This window comes from Paraprevotella sp., from assembly GCF_986071375.1.
Genome location: NZ_CFQRNQ010000008.1, coordinates 109,591 through 135,997 on the forward strand (window position 1 = coordinate 109,591; position 26,407 = coordinate 135,997).

Annotated in this window: 24 protein-coding genes; 9 read left to right on the plus strand and 15 right to left on the minus strand. The window is 51.1% G+C overall.

Features of this window, described 5'->3' with window-relative positions; all coding sequences use genetic code 11:
• Positions 1-33 precede the first annotated feature (33 nt).
• The 4 genes from xpt to hydE form a co-directional block, all read right to left on the minus strand.
• Entirely contained in the window at positions 34-603 is a 570-nt protein-coding gene (xpt, locus tag AC5RDV_RS06055; protein ID WP_040602656.1) for a xanthine phosphoribosyltransferase, read from the minus strand.
• 510 nt (positions 604-1,113) lie between these two features.
• The gene (gene hydF, locus AC5RDV_RS06060) at positions 1,114-2,313 is read right to left on the minus strand and encodes a [FeFe] hydrogenase H-cluster maturation GTPase HydF (RefSeq protein ID WP_282748532.1); all 1,200 of its coding nucleotides are present in this window, start codon (positions 2,311-2,313) and stop codon (positions 1,114-1,116) included.
• 19 nt (positions 2,314-2,332) lie between these two features.
• Entirely contained in the window at positions 2,333-3,751 is a 1,419-nt protein-coding gene (hydG, locus tag AC5RDV_RS06065) for a [FeFe] hydrogenase H-cluster radical SAM maturase HydG (RefSeq protein WP_130894288.1), read from the minus strand.
• A 26-nt stretch (positions 3,752-3,777) separates the two neighbouring features.
• On the minus strand, positions 3,778-4,866 hold the full coding sequence (hydE, locus tag AC5RDV_RS06070) for a [FeFe] hydrogenase H-cluster radical SAM maturase HydE (protein WP_428389075.1): 1,089 nt from the start codon (positions 4,864-4,866) through the stop codon (positions 3,778-3,780).
• 79 nt (positions 4,867-4,945) lie between these two features.
• On the opposite strand from hydE, the gene AC5RDV_RS06075 reads away from it, so the two are divergent.
• Entirely contained in the window at positions 4,946-6,388 is a 1,443-nt protein-coding gene (locus tag AC5RDV_RS06075; protein WP_008626010.1) for a monomeric [FeFe] hydrogenase, read from the plus strand.
• A 78-nt stretch (positions 6,389-6,466) separates the two neighbouring features.
• On the opposite strand, the gene AC5RDV_RS06080 is transcribed toward AC5RDV_RS06075, so the two are convergent.
• Complete coding sequence (locus tag AC5RDV_RS06080; protein WP_282748530.1) at positions 6,467-7,036, minus strand: HdeD family acid-resistance protein; 570 nt, start codon at positions 7,034-7,036, stop codon at positions 6,467-6,469.
• Positions 7,037-7,184: 148 nt separating this feature from the next.
• On the opposite strand from AC5RDV_RS06080, the gene AC5RDV_RS06085 reads away from it, so the two are divergent.
• Positions 7,185-7,742 (plus strand): histidine phosphatase family protein, encoded by a 558-nt coding sequence (locus AC5RDV_RS06085; RefSeq protein WP_282748529.1) that lies wholly within the window; start codon positions 7,185-7,187, stop codon positions 7,740-7,742.
• Here the strand turns inward: AC5RDV_RS06085 and AC5RDV_RS06090 are convergent.
• From AC5RDV_RS06090 to mfd, 4 genes are all read right to left on the minus strand, one after another.
• Complete coding sequence (locus tag AC5RDV_RS06090; RefSeq protein ID WP_282748528.1) at positions 7,739-9,973, minus strand: M6 family metalloprotease domain-containing protein; 2,235 nt, start codon at positions 9,971-9,973, stop codon at positions 7,739-7,741. The genes AC5RDV_RS06085 and AC5RDV_RS06090 overlap by 4 nt on opposite strands.
• 103 nt (positions 9,974-10,076) lie before the next feature.
• The gene (locus AC5RDV_RS06095) at positions 10,077-10,487 is read right to left on the minus strand and encodes a hypothetical protein (RefSeq protein ID WP_282748527.1); all 411 of its coding nucleotides are present in this window, start codon (positions 10,485-10,487) and stop codon (positions 10,077-10,079) included.
• A gap of 115 nt (positions 10,488-10,602) precedes the next feature.
• Positions 10,603-10,821: a hypothetical protein gene (locus AC5RDV_RS06100; RefSeq protein WP_232038271.1), complete on the minus strand. Its 219-nt coding sequence runs from the start codon at positions 10,819-10,821 to the stop codon at positions 10,603-10,605.
• Between the two features lie 434 nt (positions 10,822-11,255).
• Positions 11,256-14,657: a transcription-repair coupling factor gene (gene mfd / locus AC5RDV_RS06105; protein WP_282748526.1), complete on the minus strand. Its 3,402-nt coding sequence runs from the start codon at positions 14,655-14,657 to the stop codon at positions 11,256-11,258.
• A 151-nt stretch (positions 14,658-14,808) separates the two neighbouring features.
• Between mfd and AC5RDV_RS06110 the strand changes: the two genes are divergently transcribed.
• Positions 14,809-15,552: a polyprenol monophosphomannose synthase gene (locus tag AC5RDV_RS06110; protein ID WP_282748525.1), complete on the plus strand. Its 744-nt coding sequence runs from the start codon at positions 14,809-14,811 to the stop codon at positions 15,550-15,552.
• Between the two features lie 134 nt (positions 15,553-15,686).
• Here AC5RDV_RS06110 and AC5RDV_RS06115 read toward each other — a convergent pair whose 3' ends face one another.
• The gene (locus tag AC5RDV_RS06115; protein ID WP_282748524.1) at positions 15,687-16,331 is read right to left on the minus strand and encodes a hypothetical protein; all 645 of its coding nucleotides are present in this window, start codon (positions 16,329-16,331) and stop codon (positions 15,687-15,689) included.
• Between the two features lie 135 nt (positions 16,332-16,466).
• Between AC5RDV_RS06115 and dinD the strand changes: the two genes are divergently transcribed.
• From dinD to AC5RDV_RS06140, 5 genes are all read left to right on the plus strand, one after another.
• Positions 16,467-17,300 (plus strand): DNA damage-inducible protein D, encoded by an 834-nt coding sequence (gene dinD, locus AC5RDV_RS06120; RefSeq protein WP_282748523.1) that lies wholly within the window; start codon positions 16,467-16,469, stop codon positions 17,298-17,300.
• A gap of 77 nt (positions 17,301-17,377) precedes the next feature.
• Positions 17,378-18,742 (plus strand): dihydroorotase, encoded by a 1,365-nt coding sequence (locus tag AC5RDV_RS06125; protein WP_282748581.1) that lies wholly within the window; start codon positions 17,378-17,380, stop codon positions 18,740-18,742.
• Positions 18,739-19,662 (plus strand): vitamin B12 dependent-methionine synthase activation domain-containing protein, encoded by a 924-nt coding sequence (locus AC5RDV_RS06130; RefSeq protein ID WP_008626043.1) that lies wholly within the window; start codon positions 18,739-18,741, stop codon positions 19,660-19,662. Before AC5RDV_RS06125 ends, AC5RDV_RS06130 begins: the two co-directional genes overlap by 4 nt.
• A 16-nt stretch (positions 19,663-19,678) precedes the next feature.
• A complete protein-coding gene (locus AC5RDV_RS06135; RefSeq protein WP_130892533.1) occupies positions 19,679-20,869 on the plus strand; it encodes a metallophosphoesterase in 1,191 nt (396 codons plus the stop codon).
• 43 nt (positions 20,870-20,912) lie between these two features.
• Positions 20,913-21,668, plus strand: coding sequence for a lysophospholipid acyltransferase family protein (locus AC5RDV_RS06140; RefSeq protein ID WP_282748522.1), 756 nt, complete (start codon positions 20,913-20,915; stop codon positions 21,666-21,668).
• A 66-nt stretch (positions 21,669-21,734) separates the two neighbouring features.
• Here the strand turns inward: AC5RDV_RS06140 and AC5RDV_RS06145 are convergent, their stop codons facing one another.
• From AC5RDV_RS06145 to AC5RDV_RS06155, 3 genes are all read right to left on the minus strand, one after another.
• Complete coding sequence (locus tag AC5RDV_RS06145) at positions 21,735-22,502, minus strand: DUF4369 domain-containing protein (RefSeq protein WP_008626046.1); 768 nt, start codon at positions 22,500-22,502, stop codon at positions 21,735-21,737.
• Positions 22,503-22,600: 98 nt separating this feature from the next.
• Positions 22,601-22,993 carry a hypothetical protein gene (locus AC5RDV_RS06150; RefSeq protein WP_008626048.1) on the minus strand — a complete coding sequence of 131 codons (393 nt, stop codon included), beginning with the start codon at positions 22,991-22,993 and terminating at the stop codon, positions 22,601-22,603.
• Entirely contained in the window at positions 22,977-23,297 is a 321-nt protein-coding gene (locus AC5RDV_RS06155) for an FtsB family cell division protein (protein WP_008626049.1), read from the minus strand. Before AC5RDV_RS06155 ends, AC5RDV_RS06150 begins: the two co-directional genes overlap by 17 nt.
• Positions 23,298-23,407: 110 nt before the next feature.
• On the opposite strand from AC5RDV_RS06155, the gene AC5RDV_RS06160 reads away from it, so the two are divergent.
• A complete protein-coding gene (locus AC5RDV_RS06160; RefSeq protein ID WP_282748521.1) occupies positions 23,408-25,222 on the plus strand; it encodes a DNA polymerase III subunit gamma/tau in 1,815 nt (604 codons plus the stop codon).
• A gap of 31 nt (positions 25,223-25,253) precedes the next feature.
• Here AC5RDV_RS06160 and queF read toward each other — a convergent pair whose 3' ends face one another.
• Both queF and queC read right to left on the minus strand, forming a co-directional pair.
• Complete coding sequence (gene queF, locus AC5RDV_RS06165; RefSeq protein ID WP_008626052.1) at positions 25,254-25,721, minus strand: preQ(1) synthase; 468 nt, start codon at positions 25,719-25,721, stop codon at positions 25,254-25,256.
• Positions 25,718-26,407, minus strand: a complete 690-nt coding sequence (gene queC, locus AC5RDV_RS06170) for a 7-cyano-7-deazaguanine synthase QueC (protein ID WP_172604737.1) — start codon at positions 26,405-26,407, stop codon at positions 25,718-25,720. Before queC ends, queF begins: the two co-directional genes overlap by 4 nt.

Consider the following 26,407-nt stretch of genomic DNA (forward strand, 5'->3'; position numbering starts at 1 on the left):
TTTATACAACCAAGAGGGCACGAGGCACATGCCTTAATCCTTCAACGTGATGCGACATCCGTCCAAACTTTCAATCACCGCCAACGACTCCACGTGAATGCCCTGCGCACGCAAATAATCGCCCCCATGTTGGAAAGCTTTTTCTATGAGGAATCCCATCCCGGCCAATTCGGCACCGGACTGACGCACCAAATCCATCACACCCTTGGCCGCATTGCCATTGGCCAGGAAATCATCTATGAAAAGCACCTTGTCGCCCGGCTGCAGATAATCCTTGCACACGCATACATCGTAGGTATTATTTTTGGTAAACGAAAAGACTTTCGTCGCCAACATATTTTCCATCGTGCTCGGTTTCTTCTTCTTGGCAAAGACCACCGGGAGCTCCAAGAGGTAGCCCACCATAATGGCAGGTGCAATGCCGCTGGCCTCTATCGTCAATATCTTGTTGATGTCACGCGAAGCGAAACGGCGCACGAACTCCACGGCCATGGACTTCATCAGTATGGGATCCATCTGATGGTTGATGAAATTGTCCACTTTCAGTATTCCTCCCTCGAAACATTTTCCATCGCGCAAAATGCGCTCCTTGAGTTGTTGCATATTTTTTTCCTCTTTATATCCCGTCTGAATGTTTTTCCTTCCGGCATGGCCGAAACGTGGGACAAAGATAGTACAAAAAAAGTAAAAAACGCGGCTCCCTCCACAGAAAAATAACGGGACGGGCCATGTCTCCGACGGAAATAAAAAAACACCCGCCACGTCCCATACAGGAGTTTTCCGAAAAACATCCTTCATCTTTCAGGTTGCACGATAAACGATTTATAATTAACAAATTACGACCTGAAGGATGTTTCAGGCATCTTTCAGCCAAGCTTCATTTCAACCGGCTCAGATTGACGAACCGTTTGGCGCAGAACGAAAAATCGTTTGGCTTAGATTGAAAAACCGTTTGGCGCAGATCTTTTTATCGGTTTCAGCCATGAAAGAAGACTGAAAGATGCCTGAAACATCCTTCATCCTGTAAAGCATTGTATGACAACACATTTCCTCATAACCTGAAAGATGAAGGATGTTTCCGGGAAAACTCTTGGGAAGGAAATCCCCATCCTCCTACTCTGGTACCGCCACCTTGTCCAAGATACCGGTCAAGGCTGCTATGGCTATTCCATAATTGGTCACAGGCACACCGCAGGCACGCGCCCGCCTCAAACGGTTCAGCACATGGCGGCGCGTAAACATGCACGCCCCGCAATGGATGACCAAATCGTAAGCGGACAAATCCTCCGGGAAGTCGTTACCGGACACGATGTCGATGTGCAAAGCCTCGCCGAACTTACGGCGCAACAAACGAGGAAGCTTCACGCGCCCTATATCTTCATGTTGCGGCACGTGGGTGCAAGCCTCCGCTATCAGCACGCGGGCATCCGGACGCAAAGCGCATAACGCCTCCGCCCCTTGCAGGAATTGCCGGATGTCCCCCTTGTAACGGGCAAACAAAACGGAAAAAGAAGTCAGCCGCGTTTGCGGTGGGCAAAGGGCCTCCACCGCCGGAAATACTTGCGAGTCCGTGATAATCAGGGACGGGGGCGACGACAAGACGGACAACGTGATCGGCAAACGGTCTGCCGTACAACACAAAGCCGTACAACGTTTGTCCAACAGATTGCGCAAGGTCTGTACCTGTGGCAGGATTAACCGTCCCTTAGGTGCCTGAATGTCTTGCGGCATGACCAACACCACGGTATCGCCTTCGCCTACCAAGTTTCCAGTCAAATCCTCCACCTCATCCGTACGGCGATACACCTCGGCCATCGCAGACAGCAAACAGTCACGACCTTCTCCCGTACGCGCCGAAACCGACACCACATCCGTTGCCCCCAATGCCGTGCGCCAAGCACCGGCATGGCTTCCACCATCTTCGTCCACCTTATTATATATATACAAAACGGGAATGTCGTCTGCTTGGAAACGTTCCCCCCAAGCCTTTTCCTTCTCTGCCCCGTCCGGCAAACCCGACACGACAATCAAAGCCAAATCTACCCAACGGGCAGCATTGACGGTCTGTTTTACACGCAGTCCGCCCAATTCCCCTTCGTCGTCATAACCGGCCGTGTCAACCAAAACGGAAGCCCCGATACCCGGCAGTTCGATATTCTTCAATATCACATCCGTCGTCGTGCCCGGCACATCGGACACTACGGCAACCTCCTGCCCCGTCAGCATATTCACCAACGAAGACTTGCCGCTGTTGCGCCGGCCGAACAATCCGATATGGAAACGGTTGGCGCGTGGAGTTTCTTCTTTCATCATAGCCTATCTTGTCTATATCTTAAAAACGGAAATCACGCCCGCCCTCCTCTATGGCTTTCAAATAGCGACGGGCATTCTCCCGTACCCGTTCGCCGGGAACGGTTTCCAACAAACGGGCAATCATGGCCTCTCCTTTCGCACGGGTGGCAGGCGACGCATAATCATTCAAATACTCTTTCAGGGTCAGCAAAGCATTAGGCAGGCAACAGTTGGCTATCTGCCCTTTCTTCACCAACGACATGAAACGGTCGCCAGTGCGGCCCTCACGGTAGCAGGCCGTACAGAAACTGGGCAGATAACCCAAATCGAGCAGCCAACCCACCACTTCGTCCAACGAACGGCGGTCGGACACGTCGAACTGGGCGGAATTCTCCTCCGCCTCTTCTTCGTGCACATACCCTCCCACACTGGTACGGGAACCACCGCTCAATTGCGACACGCCCAATTCCAAAACCTTCTCACGGCTGGCAGGCGTCTCACGCGTGGACACAATCATTCCCGTATAAGGCACGGCTATACGGAGCACCGCCACAATCTTATGGAAAACCTCGTCCGGCACACAGTTCTTGAAATCCGCCGTGTCTATGTCATCGGCCGGGCACAGGCGCGGTACGCTGATGGTGTGCGGCCCGACCCCGAAACGGGCTTCCAGATGCTCGGCGTGCATCAGCAGGCCGATGAAGTCGTAACGGTAAGTCTCCAACCCGAACAACACGCCGATACCCACGTCATCAATGCCTCCCAACATGGCACGGTCCATGGCCTCGGTGTGATAGGCATAGTCGCTCTTCGGCCCCGTAGGATGGAGTGCCTCATAATTCGTCCGGTTATACGTCTCCTGAAAAAGAATATACGTACCGATGCCCGCGTCCTTCAAGCGACGGTAGTTCTCCACCGTCGTGGCAGCAATGTTCACATTCACGCGCCGGATGGCTCCGTTCTTATGCTTGATGCCGTAAATCGTACGGATGCTCTCCAACACATATTCGATAGGGTTGTTACGCGGGTCCTCTCCGGTCTCCAAAGCCAACCGCTTGTGTCCCATGTCCTGCAAGGCAATGACTTCCCTGCGGATTTCTTCCTGCGTCAATTTCCGGCGGCGTATCATCTTGTTCTTGGCATGGTACGGGCAATACACGCAACCGTTCACACAGTAATTGGAAAGGTACAACGGAGCGAACATCACGATGCGGTTGCCATAAAAACGCTGCTTGATGTCGCGTGCCAAGGCAAACATCTCTTCCGTCAGGTCCTGCTGCCCAGAAGCCAACAGCACGGCAGCCTCGCGATGGGTAAGCCCTTTGCAAAGGCGTGCTTTCTCCAATATGGACACGATGAGCGGACGGTCATCCTTATGCACCTCGGCGTATGCCATTGTCTCACGTATCTCCGCGTCGGAGATAAACTCTTCGGCGCGTTCCGATTTCACATCATACATTATCTTCATATCTAATCGTTCTAATGCTACTTTCCTACCTCATGTCCCGGACTGTCTCCGCGACCGTATGAAATGTGGTAGCCTATTTTTTTCAAATCCTGTTCCAGACGGTGCAACCCTTCGGCTGCCTCGCTCCCGCCGGACGCTTTATGGTCGTAAATACTGTATCGCCCCCTCACGGCCAAAGGGGACAAGTTAGGCATCACCACGTTTGCCCCTGCCAAGATACCGGCTTCACGCCCGTACGCGTCCAACGTAGCCAAAGCTGTAGTAGCCGGAATCAATGCGTCCGGAAAGCGCAGCCTCATCAAGGCAATCAGCCGGAGCGTCAAAGACACCGACCCGGCCGGATGACGGGCAAAAGGCGTATGGGCAGCCGGAACGAAAGGTCCCATGCCTATCATCTCCGGTTCCAATTCTTCCAAAAAAGCGATGTCATCCAACAAGCAATCCCATGTCTGACCGGGCGTTCCCACCATCATGCCGGCTCCTGTCTGATACCCCAAAGCTTTCAGCGTCCGCAAGCATTCCCGACGCCGGGCACCGTCCATCTCACGCGGATGCAAACGGGCATAATGCGCCTCATTCCGTGTTTCATGGCGAAGCAGGTAACGACTAGCCCCTGCATCACGCCACCGGCGGTACACCTCCCCGTCACGCTCGCCCACAGACAACGTGATGGCATGCCTGGGAAACTCCATACGGAGCTTGCCTATCAAATCTTCTATCCAATCATCATCTTGTTCCGTGTCTTCTCCGCCCTGCAAGACAAATGTCCCGAAGCCGAGCCGTGCCCCCTCCCGACAACAATCGAGTATTTGCTCCTGAGACAAACGGTAGCGCGAGGCGAAACGGTTGGAACGGCGTAGCCCGCAATAATAACAGTTGTTACGGCACCACGAAGAGATTTCAACGAGTCCGCGGATGAACACCCCGTTCCCGAAACGCTTCCGGGCCGCCTCTGCCGCAAAGGCACGAAGAGACGCATCCTGCCCGTCGTCCAAACCGGCAAGCAGCAATCTCCAACCTTCCCTGCCGGGACTTTTTCCAACCAAGAGTACATCCAACAGAGCTGAAAAACTGCTTTCTGAAATATTATTGAAACATTCTGCCATAAAATTAACACAAAGATACAAAAGATTGCCTTTTTTTTCGTAGATTTGTCCAATAATCAAAACTAAATAATCCTAAACGATGGCATACAACAACAACATCATGTTCATCCGCTACCAATTATTGGCGCGTTTGGTGAAAATGTGGAAAGAAAACGAGTTATTAGAGAAGATTGACCGGTTGCCCGTAGAATTGCATCCGCGCAAGCAAAAACCGTTGGGCCGCTGTTGCGTATATAAGGAACGTGCGGTGACCAAATACAAGACCATGGCCATGATGGGCTTTGACATGACGGATGAAACCGACGAAACCGAACGGCTGTCCACCTATGCCGCCCGCATGATGGAACGGAAAAGTCCCGACCCGAAGAAAAGCATCCTCAGCGTAATGGACGAGGCGTGCTCTTCGTGTGTGAAAATCAACTACGAGGTGACGAACCTGTGCCGCGGCTGTGCCGCGCGGCCTTGCTACAACAACTGTCCGAAAGATGCCATTCACTACGACAGCGAAGGAAAAGCCTACATCGACCACGAAAAATGTATCAGTTGCGGGCGCTGCCATCAGGTATGCCCCTACCACGCCATCGTGTACATTCCCGTACCGTGCGAAGAGGCTTGCCCCGTGAAAGCCATCTCCAAAGACGAATACGGTGTGGAACATATCGACCCCGAAAAATGTATTTATTGCGGCAAATGCTTGAATGCATGTCCATTCGGTGCCATATTCGACCAATGTGCCGTATTCGACGTGCTGAACCGCATCAAGGAAGGACGGCAAGTAGTGGCCATGGTGGCCCCCTCCGTACTGGCCCAATTCAAACAACCTGTAGAGAAAGTATTCGGTGCATTGAAAGCCATCGGTTTCAGCGATGTACTCGAAGTGGCATACGGCGCCGAAGAAACCATCCGTCGGGAAGCAGAAGAATTCAAAGAGAAATTAGAAAGCGGGGCTGCGTTCATGACCACCAGTTGCTGTTCGGCTTACGTACAGTTGGCCCAGAAACACATCCCTGAAATCAAGCCTTACGTGTCTTCCACGGGCTCTCCCATGTACTACGTGGCGGAGTATGCGCGTAAGAAACACCCGGAAGCCCTGACGGTGTTCATCGCCCCCTGCGCTTCCAAAAAGGCGGAAGGACGAGAGAATCCCAACGTGGACTTCGTTTGGACATTCCGCGAACTGGATGCCGTCATTGAAGGTATGGAAATAGACATGGCGGCATGCGAGGACTTTACGCCCGAAGAACACGCAGGACACGACGCGCACGGCTTTGCCAAGACCGGCGGTGTGTTCACGGCCGTAAAAAACATGGTAGGTGACCCGGAACTGCAAGGCACACTGATAGCCGACCTGAACAAGAAAAATATTGCCGCATTGAAAGCGTACGCCAAAACAGGCAAATGCCCCACACGCATGATCGAAGTCATGGCTTGCCCCGGAGGTTGTATCAGCGGTCCCTGCGCCTGCAACGAGGGTATGGCCGCCATCCGGCAGTTCGACGCGGAGCTGAAGAAAAAGGAATAGGCACAGAATGCCAATCACAAAAAGAAGAAAGGGCTATCGGAATCCGACAACCCTTTCTTCTTTTTATCTTCACGGAACTTATTCTATCAATTCTATGGTTTCCGATGCCTTTTGCTGTTGCATCCGGCTGTACTTACGCCAACGCACACCGTTTACCAATTCCGACACACCGTAAAGCATGAAACTTATCCCCAAAAGAATGAACGGGACGGAAGCGGACTCCAACGGATTGAAAAGCACGAACACTCCCAGACCCGTAATCAACAAAATGAAAAACAAGACATACCAACGGAAAGGTATCAAACGGCGTAAACGGAACATATTCCACAACTGGTTGACACCGGCCACCACCATCAGGAAACCGAAAATATACATCAGATAAGTAATGAACAGCCCCGGGAAAAAACCAAGAAAGACGCCGAACAACAGGCTGCCCAATCCCACCAAAGGAAACACAGGTTTGACTGGCACCTTATCCGAATAACGGATGATGAAATAATTGATGAGTGACACTAAACCGGAAATAAGAAACAACCCACCGATTACCTGAACCAACAATCCAGTCATCCGCTCCGGATTGGATACTAACAAAAGGCCGATAAGCAAAGCGCATACGGCACGAAAAATATAACTGTTCACTATTTTCATGAGTGCAAATATTTAATGTTTATACACGGCTAAGATACGATATTATCATTGAAAAAACGAAAGAAACCCTGAAAAATCGGTCAAAAAGCCGATTAAACGGATTTATTTTACTTACTTTACCCCTTATTACGCGACAATCTTATCTTTTATGACAGAACTTTATCTGGTGAGACACGGACAAACAGAAGAAAATGCGGCCCAAATCCTGCAAGGACACATGCCGGGGCATTTGTCACACGAAGGAATTGCACAAGCACAAGCCCTACGGGATGAATTGAAGAATATCCGTTTCGATGCTTTATTGTGCAGCGACTTGAAACGCTGTATGGACACCGCTATGATACTGAACGAACCGCACGGCCTGCTTCTTGAATCCACACCTCTCCTTCGCGAACGGGATTGGGGACCGTTCACGGGTATGGATATCCTGAAGGCACGTACAAAGATAGACCATCGGGCCGAACCCGTAGAATCCATGTTTCGCCGGGCTGAAACATTCCTGCTCAATATAGTGTCCCGTTACAAAGATAAACGTGTATTGGTAGTAAGTCACGGACTTTTCTGCCGTGTCATCCAAGCGGCCTGTTTGGGTAAGACCATCCGCGACATCCCACGTATGGACAATGCGGAGGTACGCCGCCTCATCCTCACACCGCCGTTCTCCTTCTCCTGCCTGCAAGAAGAAACCGGTGCTACGGCCAACTAATCATATCTGGGAATCCAAACTTTCCGAACGTGCTCCCCGATTCGCACCACATAGATGCCGGACGGCAAACGGAACGTCTGCTCCCCTGCTTCGTAATGACCGGACAGTATCCGGCGGCCATCCCAAGCATAGACGGACAAGACAGACGGAACGGACAAAGACACCCACAAACATCCCTCCCTCACGCCGATTTGGCAACCGGCCGGTTTGCTTGCAACTTCAAGCGCGTCGCCCTTTTCAGGTTTCAATACAGATACGTCGTCTACAAATGACCCACAAGCCCCTTCTGTTTTGGCCAAAAATATGACTTGGAGGCGTTCCGCGCTCACGGGCAAATCCACTTCCTGTTTCGTCCACGTGTTGGTTATAGCATCCAAAACCAACAAAGAAATCCATTCCTTCGAGGTTTCCTTTTTACAATACACTTCCAACGTAACCTGTCCTCCGCTTCGTGCCTTGTTCTGGTAAAAAAAACGCAATTTGGCATTACCGTCGGGATTGTCCGTCACGGGCGGTGACACCATCACACCTCCCAAACTTCCCAACATAAACCGCTGTACCAACCCCATATAATATGAGCCATCTGCCGCATCGGTTATGTAATCCCACGAAGCGATTTCCCCTATTCCTCCGGAACTGTCAGCCATCATACGTTCCCATTCCGTTGTATAGCCCCATTGGCTCGACACTAACCATGATGAAGCGGAAGAGGGATTCTCAAAACTTTCGTTCCATTCCGTCTTCCATACCGAAGACGGAACCGTACCATCCGCTGTAAAATGGAAAGAGACCTGTCCGTCCGCAGTGCGGTTTATATCGGACAGTTCAAAGCCTACATCGCTCCCGTCCCATGCAAACGCCGCCGGAACGGTCTGCCCGCCGAACTCCGTTTTACCAGACGCACCGGGGAAAGGGCAACCTGCCGAATTAATCTCACCGTATGAATAAGATGAAGATGAGGGAACGGACACGGACGAAGAAGCACACACCGGATACATCATTTGCGGTGCCGAAGCGTTTATGGTATTGCCATGCGCCCCTTCCTCAATCCGGGGATGCACGTGGTACACCATCAGCCCTTCACCGGGCAATGCCGTATCGAACCCGTCACGAACACGGCTCTCCAACAAATAAAATTCCCCCTCGGAACCTGTATCTACCCGGAACACGCCGTCTTTCTCCCTGGAAGGCCGGAGCGAATAATCTCCTGTATGCGTCAACATAGTCACATCCACCCAACCGAAGTCGTATGCTTTCACGTAAGGGTTGAAATGTGCCGGGGTGATACCGTCGTTATTCCAACTGCCTTGCGCCATGACATCCCATACGCCCGTGCCCTCGAAACTACCGCCCGTAGTATAATCGGTATCGTAATAGTCCAACGCCCCCAAAGCATGCCCCATTTCGTGGCAGCAAGGTCCGATGCGCGATATACCGCCCCCACGGTTTCCCCGTAGCTCCGGCGTACAGGAATAACGGTCTATCTTCATGCCTTGCATGGTGATTTCCGGAAACATGGCCTCATGCGACCAGATGGCGGAGGGAGAAGCCCCGGCTTCTTCACCATATCCGGCAAACACGATATGCACGTTGTCCACATAACCGTCTCCGTCGGCATCATAATCCTGCAAGTCGATTTCCCGCACGGCATGTTCCATGGCTTCGAGAAACAAAGCATACGGATTCGCGTCCGAACCGCCATAACCGTTCGAGCCATAATAAGCCATAGGATACGCGGCCCTGTAAGGTCCTAATACATCGCAATGAAACGAAAGTAGTCCGTAGGAGACTTCGCGGAAATAATCATAGACGCTTCCCTGCGCCCCGTCCACGGCATAACCCGGCTCGTTGAAGAGGGCATCGAAATCGGCCTCAGTCTTAGTGAAGCTTACATCAGCGAACGACATCAGGATTACCAAGGCACGACGTTCTCCAACGACTGCCGCATGCCGTCCTCGTTTTTCAACAGCCCTATTTCTGTACGATAGCTTCTTCTTTCGGGCTTCGTCCGCCATAGGACGCAACCCTTTCGGCTGTTGTGCCAAAAAACGACGCAAACTTTCCGGGCGTTCGGCATCGGCACACAATTTATAACCAGAACGGACAGCATTCCCCATGCTGTCCGCCTTAGCAAAATACCATTCATTTCCCGAAGGGAGCAAGGTATAATTGTCTGTGGTCAAAGCCCATTTGTTGTATTCGTCGCCTTTTAAAACAATGTAAGCTCCCAACCCATTATCGAGCCGAAAATATATAAGCCGAGGGAAAGCTGGAACAGCATATACATCAAACGATAAACATAATAAAAATATCGATATGGCTATTTTAACAAATTTACTTTCGTTCACCCACAAACTTAAAGTCATAACTATTAGAACCAAAATTCACAGTAAGAACACCCAAATTAACATTCCCGTTAAAATCCCAACCCTCTTTCGTTAAGATATAAGTATCACCGCTACCGACCACACTGACTAAAGCCTCTATATCCACATTCGTTTCATCGCTTTTTATCTCTATATTCACTTCTGATGCCGACACTCTTGTTACTGTAATAAAACCACGTCCCTCCTTATCAACTGCTCCTGTATACCCATTAGTTCTTGTCATCGTACCAGAATAGGTTCCAGCTATCGCAGTTGCTACATCTGCAGGCGCATCGTCATCATCATCCTTACAACTCGAAACGGAAACCGTAAGCAACAGGATAAACATCCAACTCAAAAATTTTAAAGCCTTCTTCATAACACTTCTTTTTAATTATTAATATGAAATTAAACTGATGCAAAGTTAAGGAGGAAAATGCGTTAAGACATATAGAATTTGTGGACGTAACGGCCACAAAGCGTAGACAAAACCGCTACGGTTTGTTATCGGAAACAAAATCGTCGGTATAGTACTTAAAGAAATCATGGGACAAAATACAAGAAATACGATAGAGCAACAACGTGTCTATGCTCTCCTTACGGAATAGTTTGTACACATTGGTACGGTCGCAATAGAGTTCCTTTGCGAACCATGACACGGAACGTCGCTGGCGGCGCAGTTCCTGTTCAATGAGTTGACCAATGTGTACCATAAAAACAAAAGCGTAAACCATCCAATCCCATGACTCCACCTCGGTACCGCCAAGTAACCACGTCCAGTCATAAGTATGGATGGTTCACGCCCGAACGGACGCGAACCTTCCCCTACTTATTCTCTGGACTGTAATTTTGGCGGTTTCAGGTAGAGAGAATAAGAGCTAAAAGCTCGTTTTCTTAAAAGCTGAATGGAATCGCTATTCCACTATTTATATGTTTGTCTTTTTTGTCGTCTGACTACTTTTGTTCTTATAAAGCCCCAAAGTTACGAAGATTCCGGCAAAAGTACAAACAGGTAGAAGAAAAGCGGTAGTTCGGCTTCCGAGATAGCTTGCCTCGAAATGCTCAATCATTGAGCATTGTTCTCCGTTTCTTACTCAACGATTGAGCAAAATGAGTATCTTTTCCCTCCATACTTTCAAGCATGTGCTCACACCGCCTGTAACTCCGAAATCTGCCGGAGTATCTGAACAGCCTCTTTCACCGAACGCACCTCCTGAATCACCATCGAACGGCGGCCGTTCGCCTCACGCAGGTTGCTACGGTGGGCATTCATGGCAGCATACGCGATGCACTGCCCGAAAGCCTTGCTCTCGAAATAGGCGCTCTTCTCGTTCTGCACGAAATAAAGCACCATGCGCCCGGCCTTGAGGAATATCTTTTCCGCACCGAGACACTTGCCGAGGCGGCGGAGCGCCACCACGCGAATCAGTTCCTCACCCTCCTCAGGAATCTCCCCGAAACGGTCTTTCATGCGCAAGCGGAATGCTTCCACGTCTTCGTCGCGTTCCAGACCGTCCAGTTCGCGGTAAAGAAGCATGCGCTCGCTGCTGCTAGGCACATAATCGTCGGGGAAAGACATCTGCAAGTCGCTCTCCAACGCGCACTCGTCCACAAAGTTCTCACCGCCCAAGTCGTTCCCCTTCCTGATTTCCTCGGCATAGAGGTCGCCGAACTCATCGTTCTTCAGTTCCTTCACGGCTTCGGACAAAATCTTCTGATAGGTCTCATATCCCAAATCGGCGATGAAACCGCTCTGCTCGGCTCCCAACAGGTTACCCGCCCCACGGATATCCAAGTCCTGCATGGCGATGTGGATACCCGATCCGAGGTCACTGAAGTTCTCGATGGCCTGCAGGCGGCGGCGCGCCTCCGGTGTCAAGGCAGCCAAAGGAGGCGCCAAAAGGTAACAGAAAGCTTTCTTGTTGCTGCGCCCTACTCGGCCTCGCATCTGGTGCAAGTCGCTCAGACCGAAGTTCTGCGCCCCGTTGATGATAATCGTATTGGCATTGGGGATGTCTATACCGCTCTCGATAATGGTGGTGGACACCAACACGTCGTAATCGTAATTCACAAAACCGAGAATAATCTTCTCCAATTCTTCTGGTGGCATCTGCCCGTGCCCCACACATACGCGGGCATCCGGCACATGCTTGTGCAACAGTGCCTCCAAATCGTAAAGACTGGAAATACGGTTGTTCACGATGAACACCTGCCCGTTGCGGCTCATCTCGAAATTGACCGCCTCGGCGATTAGTTCCGCACTGAACGTGTGCACCTCGGTCTGCACGGGATAACGGTTGGGCGGCGGGGTCTGTATGACCGACAAATCGCGTGCCCCCATCAGGGAGAACTGCAACGTACGCGGAATCGGCGTGGCGGTAAGCGTCAGCGTGTCCACATTGACCTTCATCTGGCGCAGCTTTTCCTTGGTAGCCACCCCGAACTTCTGCTCTTCGTCGATAATCAACAGGCCAAGGTCCTTAAACTTCACCGACTTACCAATCAGTTTGTGCGTCCCCACAATGATATTGATTTTTCCGTCGGCCAAATCCTTCAAAATGTCTTTGGTTTTGGCCGCGCTACGGGCACGGCTCAGGTAATCCACCCGGACGGGCATTCCTTTCAGACGCGAAGAGAAAGTCTGGAAATGCTGGTAGGCTAACACTGTGGTAGGCACCAACACCGCCACCTGCTTATTGTCCGCACAAGCCTTGAAGGCAGCACGAATGGCCACCTCGGTCTTGCCGAATCCCACATCCCCACATACCAGGCGGTCCATCGGACGGTCGCGCTCCATGTCGGCCTTCACGGCCTGCGTGGCTTTCAACTGGTCGGGGGTATCCTCATAAAGGAAACTGGCCTCCAACTCGTGCTGCATGAAACTGTCGGGACTGAAGGCGAAACCTTTCTCCTGACGGCGGAGGGAATACAACTTGATGAGATCGCGTGCGATATCCTTGATTTTGGTCTTCGTCCGCTCTTTCAGGCGTTCCCATGCCCCCGTGCCCAACTTGTTCAACCGGGGAGGCTCGCCCTCCTTGCCACGGTATTTGCTCACCTTGTGCAGGGAGTGAATGGAGACGAACACCACATCGTCGTTCTGATAGATTATCTTGATGACTTCCTGCATGGTGCCGCCATTGGGAATGCGTACCAAACCACCGAACTTCCCGACCCCGTGATCTACGTGAACCACATAATCGCCGATGTTAAACTCCTGAAGTTCTTTCAACGAAAGAGCCACTTTGCCGCTCCGCGCCTTATCGCTGCGGAGGTTATACTTATGGAAACGGTCGAAAATCTGATGGTCGGTGAAAAAGCACGTCTTGAGGTCGTCGTCGGCAAACCCGGCGTGCAAAGTACGGTTCACGGGAGTAAAGTCGATACCCGAAGCCTGTTCCGTGAAAATGGAAGCTAACCGGTCGGTCTGTTTGGCCGAATCGGCCAATATATATAAGGTGTAGCCATTTTCCAAATACTCATGGAAAGTACGATTCACCAATTCAAAATTCTTATGGAAAATAGGTTGTGCCGTCAGGTGGAAACGCACGGTGGCCTGCGGTGTGGCGGACGGCTTGTTCCCAATCTCTACCCTGCGGAAATCGAGCATTCCCTTCATCAAGGCCGACCCGTCGATAAGCATCAGGTCGGCACGGAGCTTCTCGTGCTGTTCTGCCTCTTCCATCTCCGTCCGGGCCTGCTCGTCCATCAGGGCCTGCGTCGAAAAACCGTCGGCATATACCCGGTCGGCCACGTCACGCAAGAAGAACAAATCTTTCATCACCAAGACGGTCTCCGGGGGCAGGAAGTCCGTGAACGGCACCTTGCCCTGCGTATAACCGGCCAGTTCGGGCACGATGACGATTTCTTCCTGTTTATCACGCGAAAGTTGCGTCTGCACTTCAAACGTACGGATACTGTCCACTTCATCGCCGAAAAAGTCCACCCGGTAAGGCCATTCCGAGGAGAACGAAAACACATCGAGGATACTGCCCCGCACGGCGAACTGCCCCGGTTCATAGACATAATCCACACGCCGGAAACCGAACGCACGCAAAGTCTCCTCCACGAATGTGATGTCCACCCGCTCGCTAGCATGCAGCCTCAGCGTCTGCTCATCCAGTTTCTGCCGCGACACGACTTTTTCCATCACCGCCTCGGGATAAGTGACCACGAAAAGTGGGCAATGTCCTGCCGACAAACGGCTGATGACCTCCGTGCGGAGTATCTCGTTGGCCGCATCCCGCTGCCCGAACTTCACCGCCCGGCGGAACGAAGAAGGAAAATAGAACACTTCTTGCTCACCCAAAATCTGCGTCAGGTCGTGATAAAAATATCCAGCCTCTTCCGCATCATCCAATACGAAAACATACGGACAAGCCATCACCTGCGGACAAGTCGCAGCCAAACTGCTGAACAGCAAAGGAGCGGCCGACGCGCACAGTCCTTCCGCGAAAATCGTCCGCACGGAACCGTCCTGCAAAGCCTTTGCCAAAGCCTTTACCGACTTATGCCCTGCATAGAGGGCCTGTAAACCTTGTATCTCCATGATTCAATCCGGTGCAAAATTACAAAGAATCACTAAAAAAACACCTCCGCCGGAAGAAATATTTCCACTCTGTTACCTGTATTCGTGATTTATGTCTATATTTGTTTCACGAATACAAACGAAGTCATTCACTTTTAAAGCTGACAGAAATATGCGTTCAGACAGTGTAGTTATCATTCCTACGTACAACGAAAAGGAAAACATAGAAAACATCATCCGGGCCGTATTCGGACTGGAACAACCGTTCGACATGCTGATCATAGACGACGGCTCACCCGACGGCACGGCGACCATCGTGAAACGCCTCATGGCGAACGAGTTCAAAGACCGCCTGCATCTCATCGAACGTACGGGGAAATTAGGTCTCGGCACAGCTTACATTGCGGGATTCAAATGGGCTGTGGCGCAGAAATACGACTATGTCTTCGAGATGGACGCCGACTTCAGCCACAACCCGAACGACCTTCCGCGACTGTACGCCGCTTGTGCCCAAGAGGGATACGACGTGGCCATCGGGTCGCGCTACGTGAACGGGGTGAACGTGGTGAACTGGCCCATGGGGCGCATCCTGATGTCCTACTACGCCTCTAAATACGTGCGCATCATCACGGGGCTGAAGATAAACGACACCACGGCCGGCTTTAAATGTTACCGCCGCCGTGTATTGGAAACCATCGAACTAGACAAGGTCCGCTTCAAAGGATATGCCTTCCAGATAGAAATGAAGTTCACCGCCAAGCAGTGCGGTTTCAAGATAAAGGAAGTGCCGGTCATCTTCGTCAACCGCGAGTTGGGCACGAGCAAGATGAGCGGCGGCATTTTCAGCGAAGCCGTGTTCGGGGTCATCCGCCTACGGCTCGATGGTTGGTTCAGGCGCTATCCAAAACCATCTTAAAATCAAACATTTGCAAAACCATTTTTATTTGGCGCAGATTGAAAAATCATTCGGCTGAGATTGATTTTTCAATCTGCGCCAAACGATTTCCGGTTCTCAGCCGAATGTTTTTTCCACATGCCCGAATACCGTTTTCAGTCTTCAAACATCCCTTTTCCGTCCACCCCCAAAAGCTCGCAAAGTTGGAGCACCATCTCCTGCGGAAGCCCCATGCGCGGGTCATCCGTCGCAGGCCACAGGGATGCCAGGAAGTGAGGCCCCTCCTCACGGTAAACTCTGGCCATGCGATGATTGTAATCCGAAGCCTGCCGCAAGGAGAAACGTACGTTGGCTATGCGGTCGGCCAACTTGACCATGGGGGCGTAAGGTGTGGCACGGATACCCTCATAATATTTCACTCCTGCACGCTCGGCACGCGTACGCCCTTTTTCATTCGTCAACGCGTACACAATCTCCGCCGCCGTGAACGCCTGCGCCTCGTCCAGCCCCAAAGACCGGGCGCGTTTTCGCACGTCGTTGTACGTCAGACGGGCATCCTCGATACTGTCGTGGAACCACGCCCCGAACATCACGGCCGGCACGTCTTCCGCCCGCGTGCACACCTCGCCTCCATAACGGGCCACCAGTTCTGCCACACCGTCCAAATGGTAAGAATAAGGCAAATCCCTGCCATAAAATTGGTTGACGGCCGCATGCGCCTCATGCGCGGCATGGCGGACACGTTCCAACAAATCCGACTGCCGTTCCAGTATTTCAGAAAATAAAGTCTTGTTTTCCATATTCCTTTGATTTTGATTTGCAAAGGAAACAAAAATCCATATACCGGACAAGATTCCGCCCGACAAGATACCACCAATAAGAAGTATTTATTAAATTTGCAGGAGATGCGGATACAAAACCATTGATGGAGGCACATGAAGACAGAAGAAATCATAGAACTTTTCCGGCAATTCGAATCGATAGCCAACGAATATGAAGGTGTCGAATGTTGGAGCGCAAGGGAACTTGCCAAATTACTTGGATACGCCCAATGGCGCAATTTTGAAAACATAGTAAACAAAGCCAAAGCGGCATGTGAACATGCAGAACAAGAGGTTTCATACCATTTTGCTGAAGTCGGCAAAATGGTTTCCCTCGGTTCCGGTTCGGAACGCGAAGTTTCCGATTATATGCTCACCCGCTATGCCTGTTACCTCGTCGCCCAGAACGGTGACCCGAGAAAACCGCAAGTAGCATTTGCCCAAAATTATTTCGCCGTGCAGACGAGACGAGCCGAACTGGTACAACAACGTATCCTCGACTACGAACGGATACAAGCGCGCACCAAACTTGCAGAAACAGAAAAACGCCTGTCCAGTATACTTTATGAACGTGGCGTGGACAGCAAAGGCTTTGCTCTTATCCGTTCAAAAGGAGACAAGGCCTTGTTTCGTATCGACACAGCATTGCTCAAAAGGAAATTAGGAGCACCAGAAAGCCGTCCATTGGCCGACTTTTTGCCTACAATCAGTATTAAAGCCAAAGACTTCGCAGCAGAAATGACCTCTGTCAACGTACAACAAAAGGACTTGTACGGACAACAAGAAATCGGGAAAGAACACGTAGACAACAATGCCGCCGTACGAGACATGCTCCTGCAACGAGGTATTGTTCCTGAACAACTTCCACCCGGTGAAGATGTGAAAAAAGTGGAACGAAGGCTTAAATCAGAAGAGAAACGGCTGACCGGAAAAGCGAAAAAGAAATAACCGAACACGCCTATCATCTTCTCCGAAAATAAAATATTATAAAAACAGGAGCTGAAAAAGACCCTATAAAGAAAACCATTATGAGAACCAGAATACAAAATGCCACCATCGTCAACGAAGGAAAACGCTTCGTAGGCACGGTTACACTGGAAGACGACAAAATACTCAGCATCATCCCGTCCACGGAACAGGCAAAGGCCCTTCCGCCGACCGACCGCGTGATAGACGCCGAAGGGCTGTACCTGATACCGGGCGTGATAGACGACCATGTGCATTTCCGCGAACCGGGACTGACCCACAAGGCCGACATCGCCACCGAAAGCCGGGCGGCCGCCGCCGGAGGCGTGACGTCGTACATGGACATGCCGAACGTCGTGCCGCAGACCACCACCCTCGAAGCCTTGGACGACAAGTTCCGGTTGGCAGCGGAAAAGAGCCTCGTCAACTATTCTTTCTTCTTCGGGGCCACCCATACGAACACCGGCATGTTGGAACAACTGGATCCGCACAAGGTATGTGGCGTCAAACTGTTCATGGGAAGCAGCACGGGCAATATGCTCGTCGACCGCGAAGACGCGCTACGCGCCATATTCAGCCGCTTCCCCCTGCTCATCATGACCCATTGCGAAGACTCGTCCATCATATCGGCCAACCTGAAATCGTTCCGGGAACGGTATGGAGACGACCCGGACGTGAAATACCACCCTGCCATCCGCAACGAAGAAGCTTGTTTCCGTTCTACGGAACTGGCCGTCAAACTGGCACGGGAAACCGGTGCGCGACTCCATGTGGCCCATGTCAGCACCGCACGCGAACTCTCCCTTTTCAGCCGTGGACCGTTGTTTGACGAAACCACGGAACGCATGAAAACTGTCACTGCCGAAGCCTGCATCGCCCATCTGTTTTACACGGATGCCGACTATGCCCGCCTCGGGACACGCATCAAATGCAATCCGGCTATCAAAAGCGGTGCCGACCGGGCGGCTTTGCGACAGGCATTGACCGACGGACGTATCGACGTGATAGGCACGGACCACGCTCCCCACCTGCCTGCTGAAAAAGAAGGCGGTTGCATGAAAGCGGTCTCCGGCATGCCCATGGTGCAGTTCTCGCTCGTCACGATGCTCCGCCTCTCCGACGAAGGCGTGCTGCCCGTCGAACGTGTCGTGGACCTGATGTGCCATGCCCCGGCCCGGCTATTCCAAATCAAAGGCCGCGGTTTCCTCCGCGAAGGTGCACAAGCAGACCTCGTACTGCTCCGTCCGTCCTGCCCGTGGACCTTACGGAGAGAGGACATCCTGAGCCGCTGCGGTTGGAGCCCGTTAGAAGGAGAAACGTTCAACTGGTCGGTAGAACAGACCTACTGTAACGGGCATTTAGTATATAATCACGGCCATATAGACACAGACGTCTGCGGCCGGCAACTTACTTTCGACCGATGACCCATACATTGACTTATCACATACACGAGGTGGCTCCCTACATCAACTGGATATACTTTTTCCACGCCTGGGGATTCCCGCCGCGCTTTGCCGCCATCAGCCGCATACACGGCTGCGACGCCTGTCGCGCCGGTTGGTTGGCTGAATTTCCGGAAGAGGAAAGGACGCGGGCGGCCGAGGCCATGCAGCTATTCAAGGATGCCAACCGCATGTTGGCACAGTGGGACGGAGATTTCCACACCCACGTACGTTTCGGGCTATATCCGGCCTGTTCGGACGGCGACGACCTGCTTCTTACCGACCCGGAACAGGAGGGGCGTACGCTTCGCCTCGCCTTGCTGCGCCAACAACACACCACGAAACCGGACGAACCTTATCTTTGCCTTTCGGATTTCGTACGTCCGCTATCGCAAGACATACCCGATACCGTGGGAGTTTTCGCGGCTACTGTAGATGCGGACATGGAACATCTCTACGAAACCGGTGCATACGCCGATGACTTCAAACACTTGTTGGCACAGACATTGGCAGACCGCTTGGCCGAAGCCTCTACGGAAAAAATGCACCAAGAAGTGCGTACAACCTACTGGGGATATGCAAAAGACGAACAGTTGTCCATCGAAGACCTATTGGTGGAGAAGTTTGCCGGCATCCGGCCGGCCGTAGGCTATCCTTCCCTGCCGGACCAGTCGGTCAATTTCGTGCTGTCGGAATGGTTGGGTTTTCCGGAAATCGGTATCCGGCTGACCGAAAACGGTGCCATGGTGCCGCATGCCTCGGTAAGCGGACTCATGCTGTCCCATCCCTCCGCACGCTACTTCGCCGTAGGGAAAATCGGGGAAGACCAGTTGGAAGATTATGCCCGGCGACGCGGCCTGCCCGTGGAAACGATGCGTAAATTCTTAGCCGCTAACTTTTAACCGTCAAAACAAAAATATGGTATTACGAATACTTCCCGTCTTATTGCTGACGTTGATATTGTCCGATGTCTACCTGTACTTCAAGTTCATGCGCGGACGCAGGCACCCTCTTTGGGCCTATTTTCTCTTTTTCCTGCCCAACGCATTGTTGCTGATTGCCGCCCTCATACTGACTTGGACGGAAAACCATACGCCGGAGAACATGACCCAAATGGTCATCTTCTTCAGTCTCTACATGCTCATCGCGCTGCCCAAGATGCTGTTCCTTATCGTGGATTTGACAGGAAAAAGCATCTGCCTGTTTTTCCCCCGTGCCAAAAAGGCATGCACGATGGTAAGTTCCGCCGCGTCTCTCCTTTTGTTCTGCATCATGGGAGCGGGGTTGAGTTTCGGACCTACCCTTTTGCAAGTCCGCCACACGGACTTCTCCTCGGCCGACCTTCCGCCTGCCTTCGACGGCTATCGCATCGTGCAGTTCAGCGACCTTCACCTCACAAGTTTCAGGAACCGGCCGGAAATGGTGGAGAAAGTCGTGGAACGCATCATGGAACAATGCCCCGACATGATCGTGTTTACCGGTGATTTGGTCAGCACGGAAGCAAACGAATTAGACAGGTTCGACGAGATACTTTCCCGCCTGCACGCACCGGACGGGGTGTATTCCATCTTAGGCAACCACGACTACCTGACATACGCCCGCTACCTTTCTCCCGAAGAGCAAGCCGCCCAACGGGAAAAGTTGAAGGAAAGGCAACGTGCCATGAACTGGGACCTGCTGCTGAACGAACACCGCATCATACATCAAGGCCGGGACAGCATCGTGCTCGTCGGCGTAGAGAACGACGGGAAACCGCCTTTTCCCGAACGCGGCGACCTGAAAAAAGCGTTGGACGGACTTCCCGGATATGGGGCGAACAATGATTCGACCCGTATCTTTAAAGTGTTGCTCAGCCATGACCCCACCCACTGGCGGCGCAAGGTATTGCCGCAAACCGACATCCAACTCACACTGTCGGGGCATACCCACGGCATGCAGTTCATGCTCTTCGGGTGGTCCCCCTCCGAATATTTTTATCCCGAGTGGAAATACATGTACCGCGAAGGCGAACGTGGATTATACGTCAGCCTGGGCATCGGCGGGGCACTCATTCCTTTCCGGTTCGGTGCATGGCCCGAAATTAACGTCATAACCTTGCACAATAAATAGGTATTCCTTAACTTTGTACAAATAAACTGTCAAAGAAAACAAGATGTTACTCTATCGAATCTACCAACTCTATATCGCGCTGCCCGTCCTGTTGGTCTGCACCATGCTGACGGCCATCGTCACCATCATCGGTTCGTGGATAGGCAACGCTCATTTCTGGGGATATTATCCCGGGAAAATCTGGTCTATCATCATCTGCCGCGTGCTCTTCATCCCGGTTATCGTACGCGGCCATGAAAACGTGGACAAGAAAACCTCATACGTGTTTGTGGCCAACCATCAGGGGGCATTCGACATCTTTTTGATTTACGGCTTCTTGGGCCGCAATTTCAAATGGATGATGAAAAAATCATTGAGGAAAATCTTCTTGGTCGGAAAAGCATGCGAGAGCGCACGTCACATCTTCGTAGACAAGTCAGGACCGAAGAAAATCCAGGAGACTTACGCCAAAGCCCGTGAAATCCTAAAGGAAGGAACCTCTTTGGTCGTATTTCCCGAAGGCGCCCGCTCGTTCACCGGACACATGGGAGTGTTCAAGAAAGGAGCATTCCAATTGGCGGACGAACTGCAACTTCCCGTGGTTCCCGTAACCATCGACGGATCATTCGACATTCTTCCACGTACGAAAGGGTTCGGTTTCGTTAAGCGCAACAAACTGACTCTCACCATCCACCACCCCATCCTACCCAAGGGAAAGGGACCGGAAAATATCAAAGAAACGATGGAGGAAGCATACCAAGCCGTCATGGCAGGCCTTCCGCCCGAACGGCAAGGCTTTATTAAGAATGAAGACCAGTAAATCCTTTTTTCAAACACATACGGCTCGCCCTAACAGGCGAGCCGTAATCCTATCCGGACAAAAGATTTATTTTAAAGAATCAGTACCCGAAAAATCCGGTAACACAGCCAAAGAGTCTTCCGGCAAGACATCGTCATAACCATACCCCATTTGCTCCATATTCTCTTTCGCAGCCTTGATATAGTTCTTCACATACACATCGTTCTTAAAATAAGGAGTAGCTTTGGCCATGATCTCTTCTATTTGAGGAGTCATCACCGGATAAGGATAACTGCTTGTCAGAATCATAAAAACGCCTGCTCCTAAGACATTATCGAAATTGGACGTAATGAAATTGGTAATCAAACGGTCGTTCTGCAATGCCAAACGGTTGGCCTCGTCATTCAAACGCACCATAATGACATCCTCATCCACCCCATCCATAATCATTTGGCTTTCCTTATGCGGCAATTCTGCAATCTGATTGTCCAACCGCGTCTTGCGACGTATAAAACTATATAAGGTATCGTTCAGGGCACTTCCTGTCACGTATTGGCGTGCCGTACTGATGTGTATGGACAGTTCTTCCGGTCCAAGGACAAACGGCATCAGGCATTCATCATCTATAAAAAGGCTGACCATCATGACAGAATCCAATGCACCGATAAAATTAAACTTCCCATGCACCACGTCGCTAGAGTCAATGTCCACCAAATCATTATCCTTATAGGCTTTCAAATACAGCTTTTTCCCATCCATGGTCTGTATCGTAGAGTTTCCTTCCACCATGTATTCTGTCTGGTGACAAGAAGACAACACCATAAGGCTCACCAATATCCATAAAAAATTTTTCATTCTTCTTATATTATTCCGGACTTATAGGGGTACAAAGATAAGGGCTTGTCACCAGAGGATAAAGCGTTTTATCACTATTTAAGCTTGTCTTTCCCGTTTTAAAATTTATTGTTGTTGTTTCGTGGCTCTTCCTTCTCCAATTCGGCCGGAATACGAAAAGCGGTATACAATTCCAACACGCAAGCGACTGCCAGGCATACCACCCATTCCTGTCTGCGGGCAAAACCGAAATCAAAAATACGCATAGCCATAAAAAAGGCTGTACAAACCAGCAAAAGCGCACCGATGACTTGTTGCCCCCGCAACCGGCGGATAACGAGATTATCCCCTTCGTACCCGGCACACAACTGCATGGCCGCAAAAGCGCAAGCCCCTACTGCGTAAAAATAAAAAGCATAAAGCCACCCGGTAAAAAAAGTAGCCGCACCAATCAACAACAGCACAGCCCCGGCTATGAATACTATGTTTTGAATCTTATTCAGCTTCTTCATTCGTAGTCTTTTCTTGTATGACAAAAATATCTTCGTCGTCCGTTTTCATGTAATACCGCTCACGTGCAATCTCGATTAACACGTCAGGGTCGGTGTTCATTTCCTCCAAATAACGCGTGTCATGCTCGTACATCTCCGTGTACTTCCGGATTTCAGAGCGCAATTCAGCCAACTCAGCCTTATGGCGATAGCGGCTCCACAAACTGTTTTCGTCTACCACTCCCATCAACAAGACGAAAAGCCCGATGACAAAACCATATTTGTGCCGACGAAAGATATTCCAAAAAGTATGAAGCTTACCCATAACTTGACTTGTTTATAGGGGCAAAGATACGACAAAATCAACGAAAACGGAGGTTACGCCCGTTTTTTTTGCTAAATTTGCTTTGCGAATAACTAATTCATCAATCCATCATGGGAGAATACATCGTATCGGCACGAAAATACCGCCCCTCGGCATTCGATGCCGTGGTGGGACAGGAGGCGCTCACCACGACTCTGAAAAACGCCATTGCAGCCGGTAAACTGGCACATGCTTACCTGTTCTGCGGACCACGCGGAGTGGGAAAAACGACTTGTGCCCGCATCTTTGCCAAAACCATCAACTGCCTGCACCCGTCCGGCAACGGGGAGGCTTGCGATGAATGCGAATCATGCAAGGCTTTCAACGAACAGCGTTCACTCAACATCCACGAACTGGACGCGGCCTCAAACAACTCGGTGGAGGAAATACGTGCCTTAATAGAAAAAGTGCGTATCCCGCCGCAGGTGGGACGCTATAAGGTGTTCATCATCGACGAGGTACACATGCTGTCCACGGCCGCATTCAATGCTTTTCTCAAGACGTTGGAAGAGCCTCCTTCGTATGTTATCTTTATCCTGGCCACTACGGAAAAGCATAAAATCCTGCCCACCATATTGAGCCGTTGCCAAGTGTACGACTTCAACCGCATGAGCGTGCAGGCCATTGTCAACCACCTGAAGTTCGTGGCAGACAAAGAGGGATATGCATACGAGCCGGAGGCACTGAACATCATTGCCCAAAAGGCAGACGGCGGCATGCGTGACGCACTTTCTATCTTCGACCAGACGGTAAGCTTCACGGGAGGAAACCTGACGTATAAAAAGGTAATAGAAAACCTGAACGTATTGGACTATGAATACTACTTCCGCCTGACGGACCATTTCCTGAAAAACGAGGCAGCGCAGTGCATGTTGGTCTTCAACGAGATTTTAGAGAAAGGTTTTGAAGGCAGCCATTTCATTACAGGATTGGCATCCCACCTGCGCGACCTATTGGTCAGCCACGATGCTGTGACACTCCCCTTGTTGGAAGTAAGCGACAGCATCAGGGCACGTTATCAGGAACAGTCGCAACGGTGCACGCCCAAATTCCTCTACCGTGCCATCAAGTTGTGCAGCGACTGCGACTTGAACTACCGGGCTAGCAAAAACAAACGGTTGTTAGTGGAAATCACCTTGATACAACTGTCGCAACTGACCTTGGAAGATGACAGCGCCGGCTCGGGGCGTAGCCCTGAGAAGTCATTAAAACCCCTATTCGCCCAACCTGCCGGAACGGTACAACCGACTACCACTCCGGTCAATCCGCAGAAGCCCCAGGCTCCCGTGGAAAAGGTTGCCTCTGCCGTTCAGGACAGAACGGAATCGTATGAAACGCGCAAATCTCCGCTTCCGGACACCGAAACCACGGAACGCAGGCCTCCCAAAGTCAAACTCGGCTCTTTCGGCCCATCCATCAGCCGACTTAAACAAGAAATAGGAAATCCCGCCGACACTTCCCAACCAACAGCAAATCAGGTTACAACGCCTGCAGCAGCACAGGCACTGAAAGAAGAAGAAAATTATCCTGTCACAGGAGACAACATACGTTTCTGTTGGAATGAGTTCATCAACCTTCTGCCACAAGAAGAAACAGCCATCGCACAACGCATGAAAGTCATCCAACCCAAGCTATTGAAGGATGCCACGTTTGAAGTATTGGTGGACAACGAACAGGTGAAATTCTACATGGAACAAATCGCCCGGCGTATAGAAACCCACATGCGCAAGCAACTCCATAACCGGAACATCACCATGACCGTACGTATTGCCGAGCCAACAGAGGTTACTCGCATCACTAGCAAACCCCAACAATACCAGGCAATGAGCAAACGGAATCCGGCGTTGCAAAAACTAAAAGAAACATTCGGATTGGAATTGGCGTAACCTCTCATCCGAACGTTTCTTCATTTTTCCCTTATTTCAAATCATGATTCATCATGCGGAACTCTGCCATCTGCTCGAACTTCGTACCCTTGCGGCCGTAGTTGGCATACGGATAGATGGAAATGCCCCCGCGCGGAGTAAAGATGCCGGTGACTTCGATGTATTTCGGATCCATCAGACGAATGAGATCCTTCATGATCTTGTTCACGCAATCTTCATGAAAATCGCCATGGTTGCGAAAGCTGAACAAATATAGTTTCAGACTCTTGCTTTCCACCATACGGCGGTCGGGAATATAACTGATACGGATTTCGGCAAAATCAGGCTGTCCCGTAATGGGGCACAGACTCGTGAACTCCGGGCAGTTGAAACGTACCCAATAATCATTGCCGGGATGCTTGTTTTCAAAAGCTTCCAATACCTCAGGAGCATAATCTTGACGATACTCCGTCTTTTTGCCCAACGATTGCAATCCTTCTTTTTCTCTTTCGCTACTCATGGTTCTATATTTTCCTCTACATGCAACTTACATTCTTTCTCTGCCAAATATTTATGCAGGCCTTCATTACGCAACTTACAGGCCGGACAATGGCCGCAACCGTCGCCCTGCACACCGTTGTAGCAGGTCAACGTGTCGTGGCGCACCAGGTCGAGCACGCCCAATTCATCGGCCAAGGCCCACGTCTGGCATTTGTCAATCCACATCAACGGCGTATGCAAGACGAATTGCTCGTCCATGGCCAGGTTCAAGGTCACATTCAGGCTTTTAATAAACGCGTCCCGACAATCGGGATAACCGCTGAAGTCCGTCTGCGACACACCGGTCACAATATGGTTGACGCCCCGTTCACGGGCATACACGGCAGCAATGCTGATGAAGAACAAATTTCGCCCGGGAACAAACGTGTTCGGACAGCTTCCTTCCGGCTTTTCCTCATCCATCTGCATGGTGGAATCAGTCAACGAGTTCCTCCCCAATGAACCGACGAAAGAAACATCCATACAGTCCCAGTCCACACCGGCCCGTGAAGCTATGGCCTTGGCCAACTCCACTTCCTTCACATGCTTCTGCCCGTACACAAAACTCAAGGCCACGACTTTCTTGAAATGTTTTTTGGCCCAAAACAAACAGGTGGTGGAATCCTGGCCGCCACTGAACACCACCAAGGCGGTTTCCTTATTCAT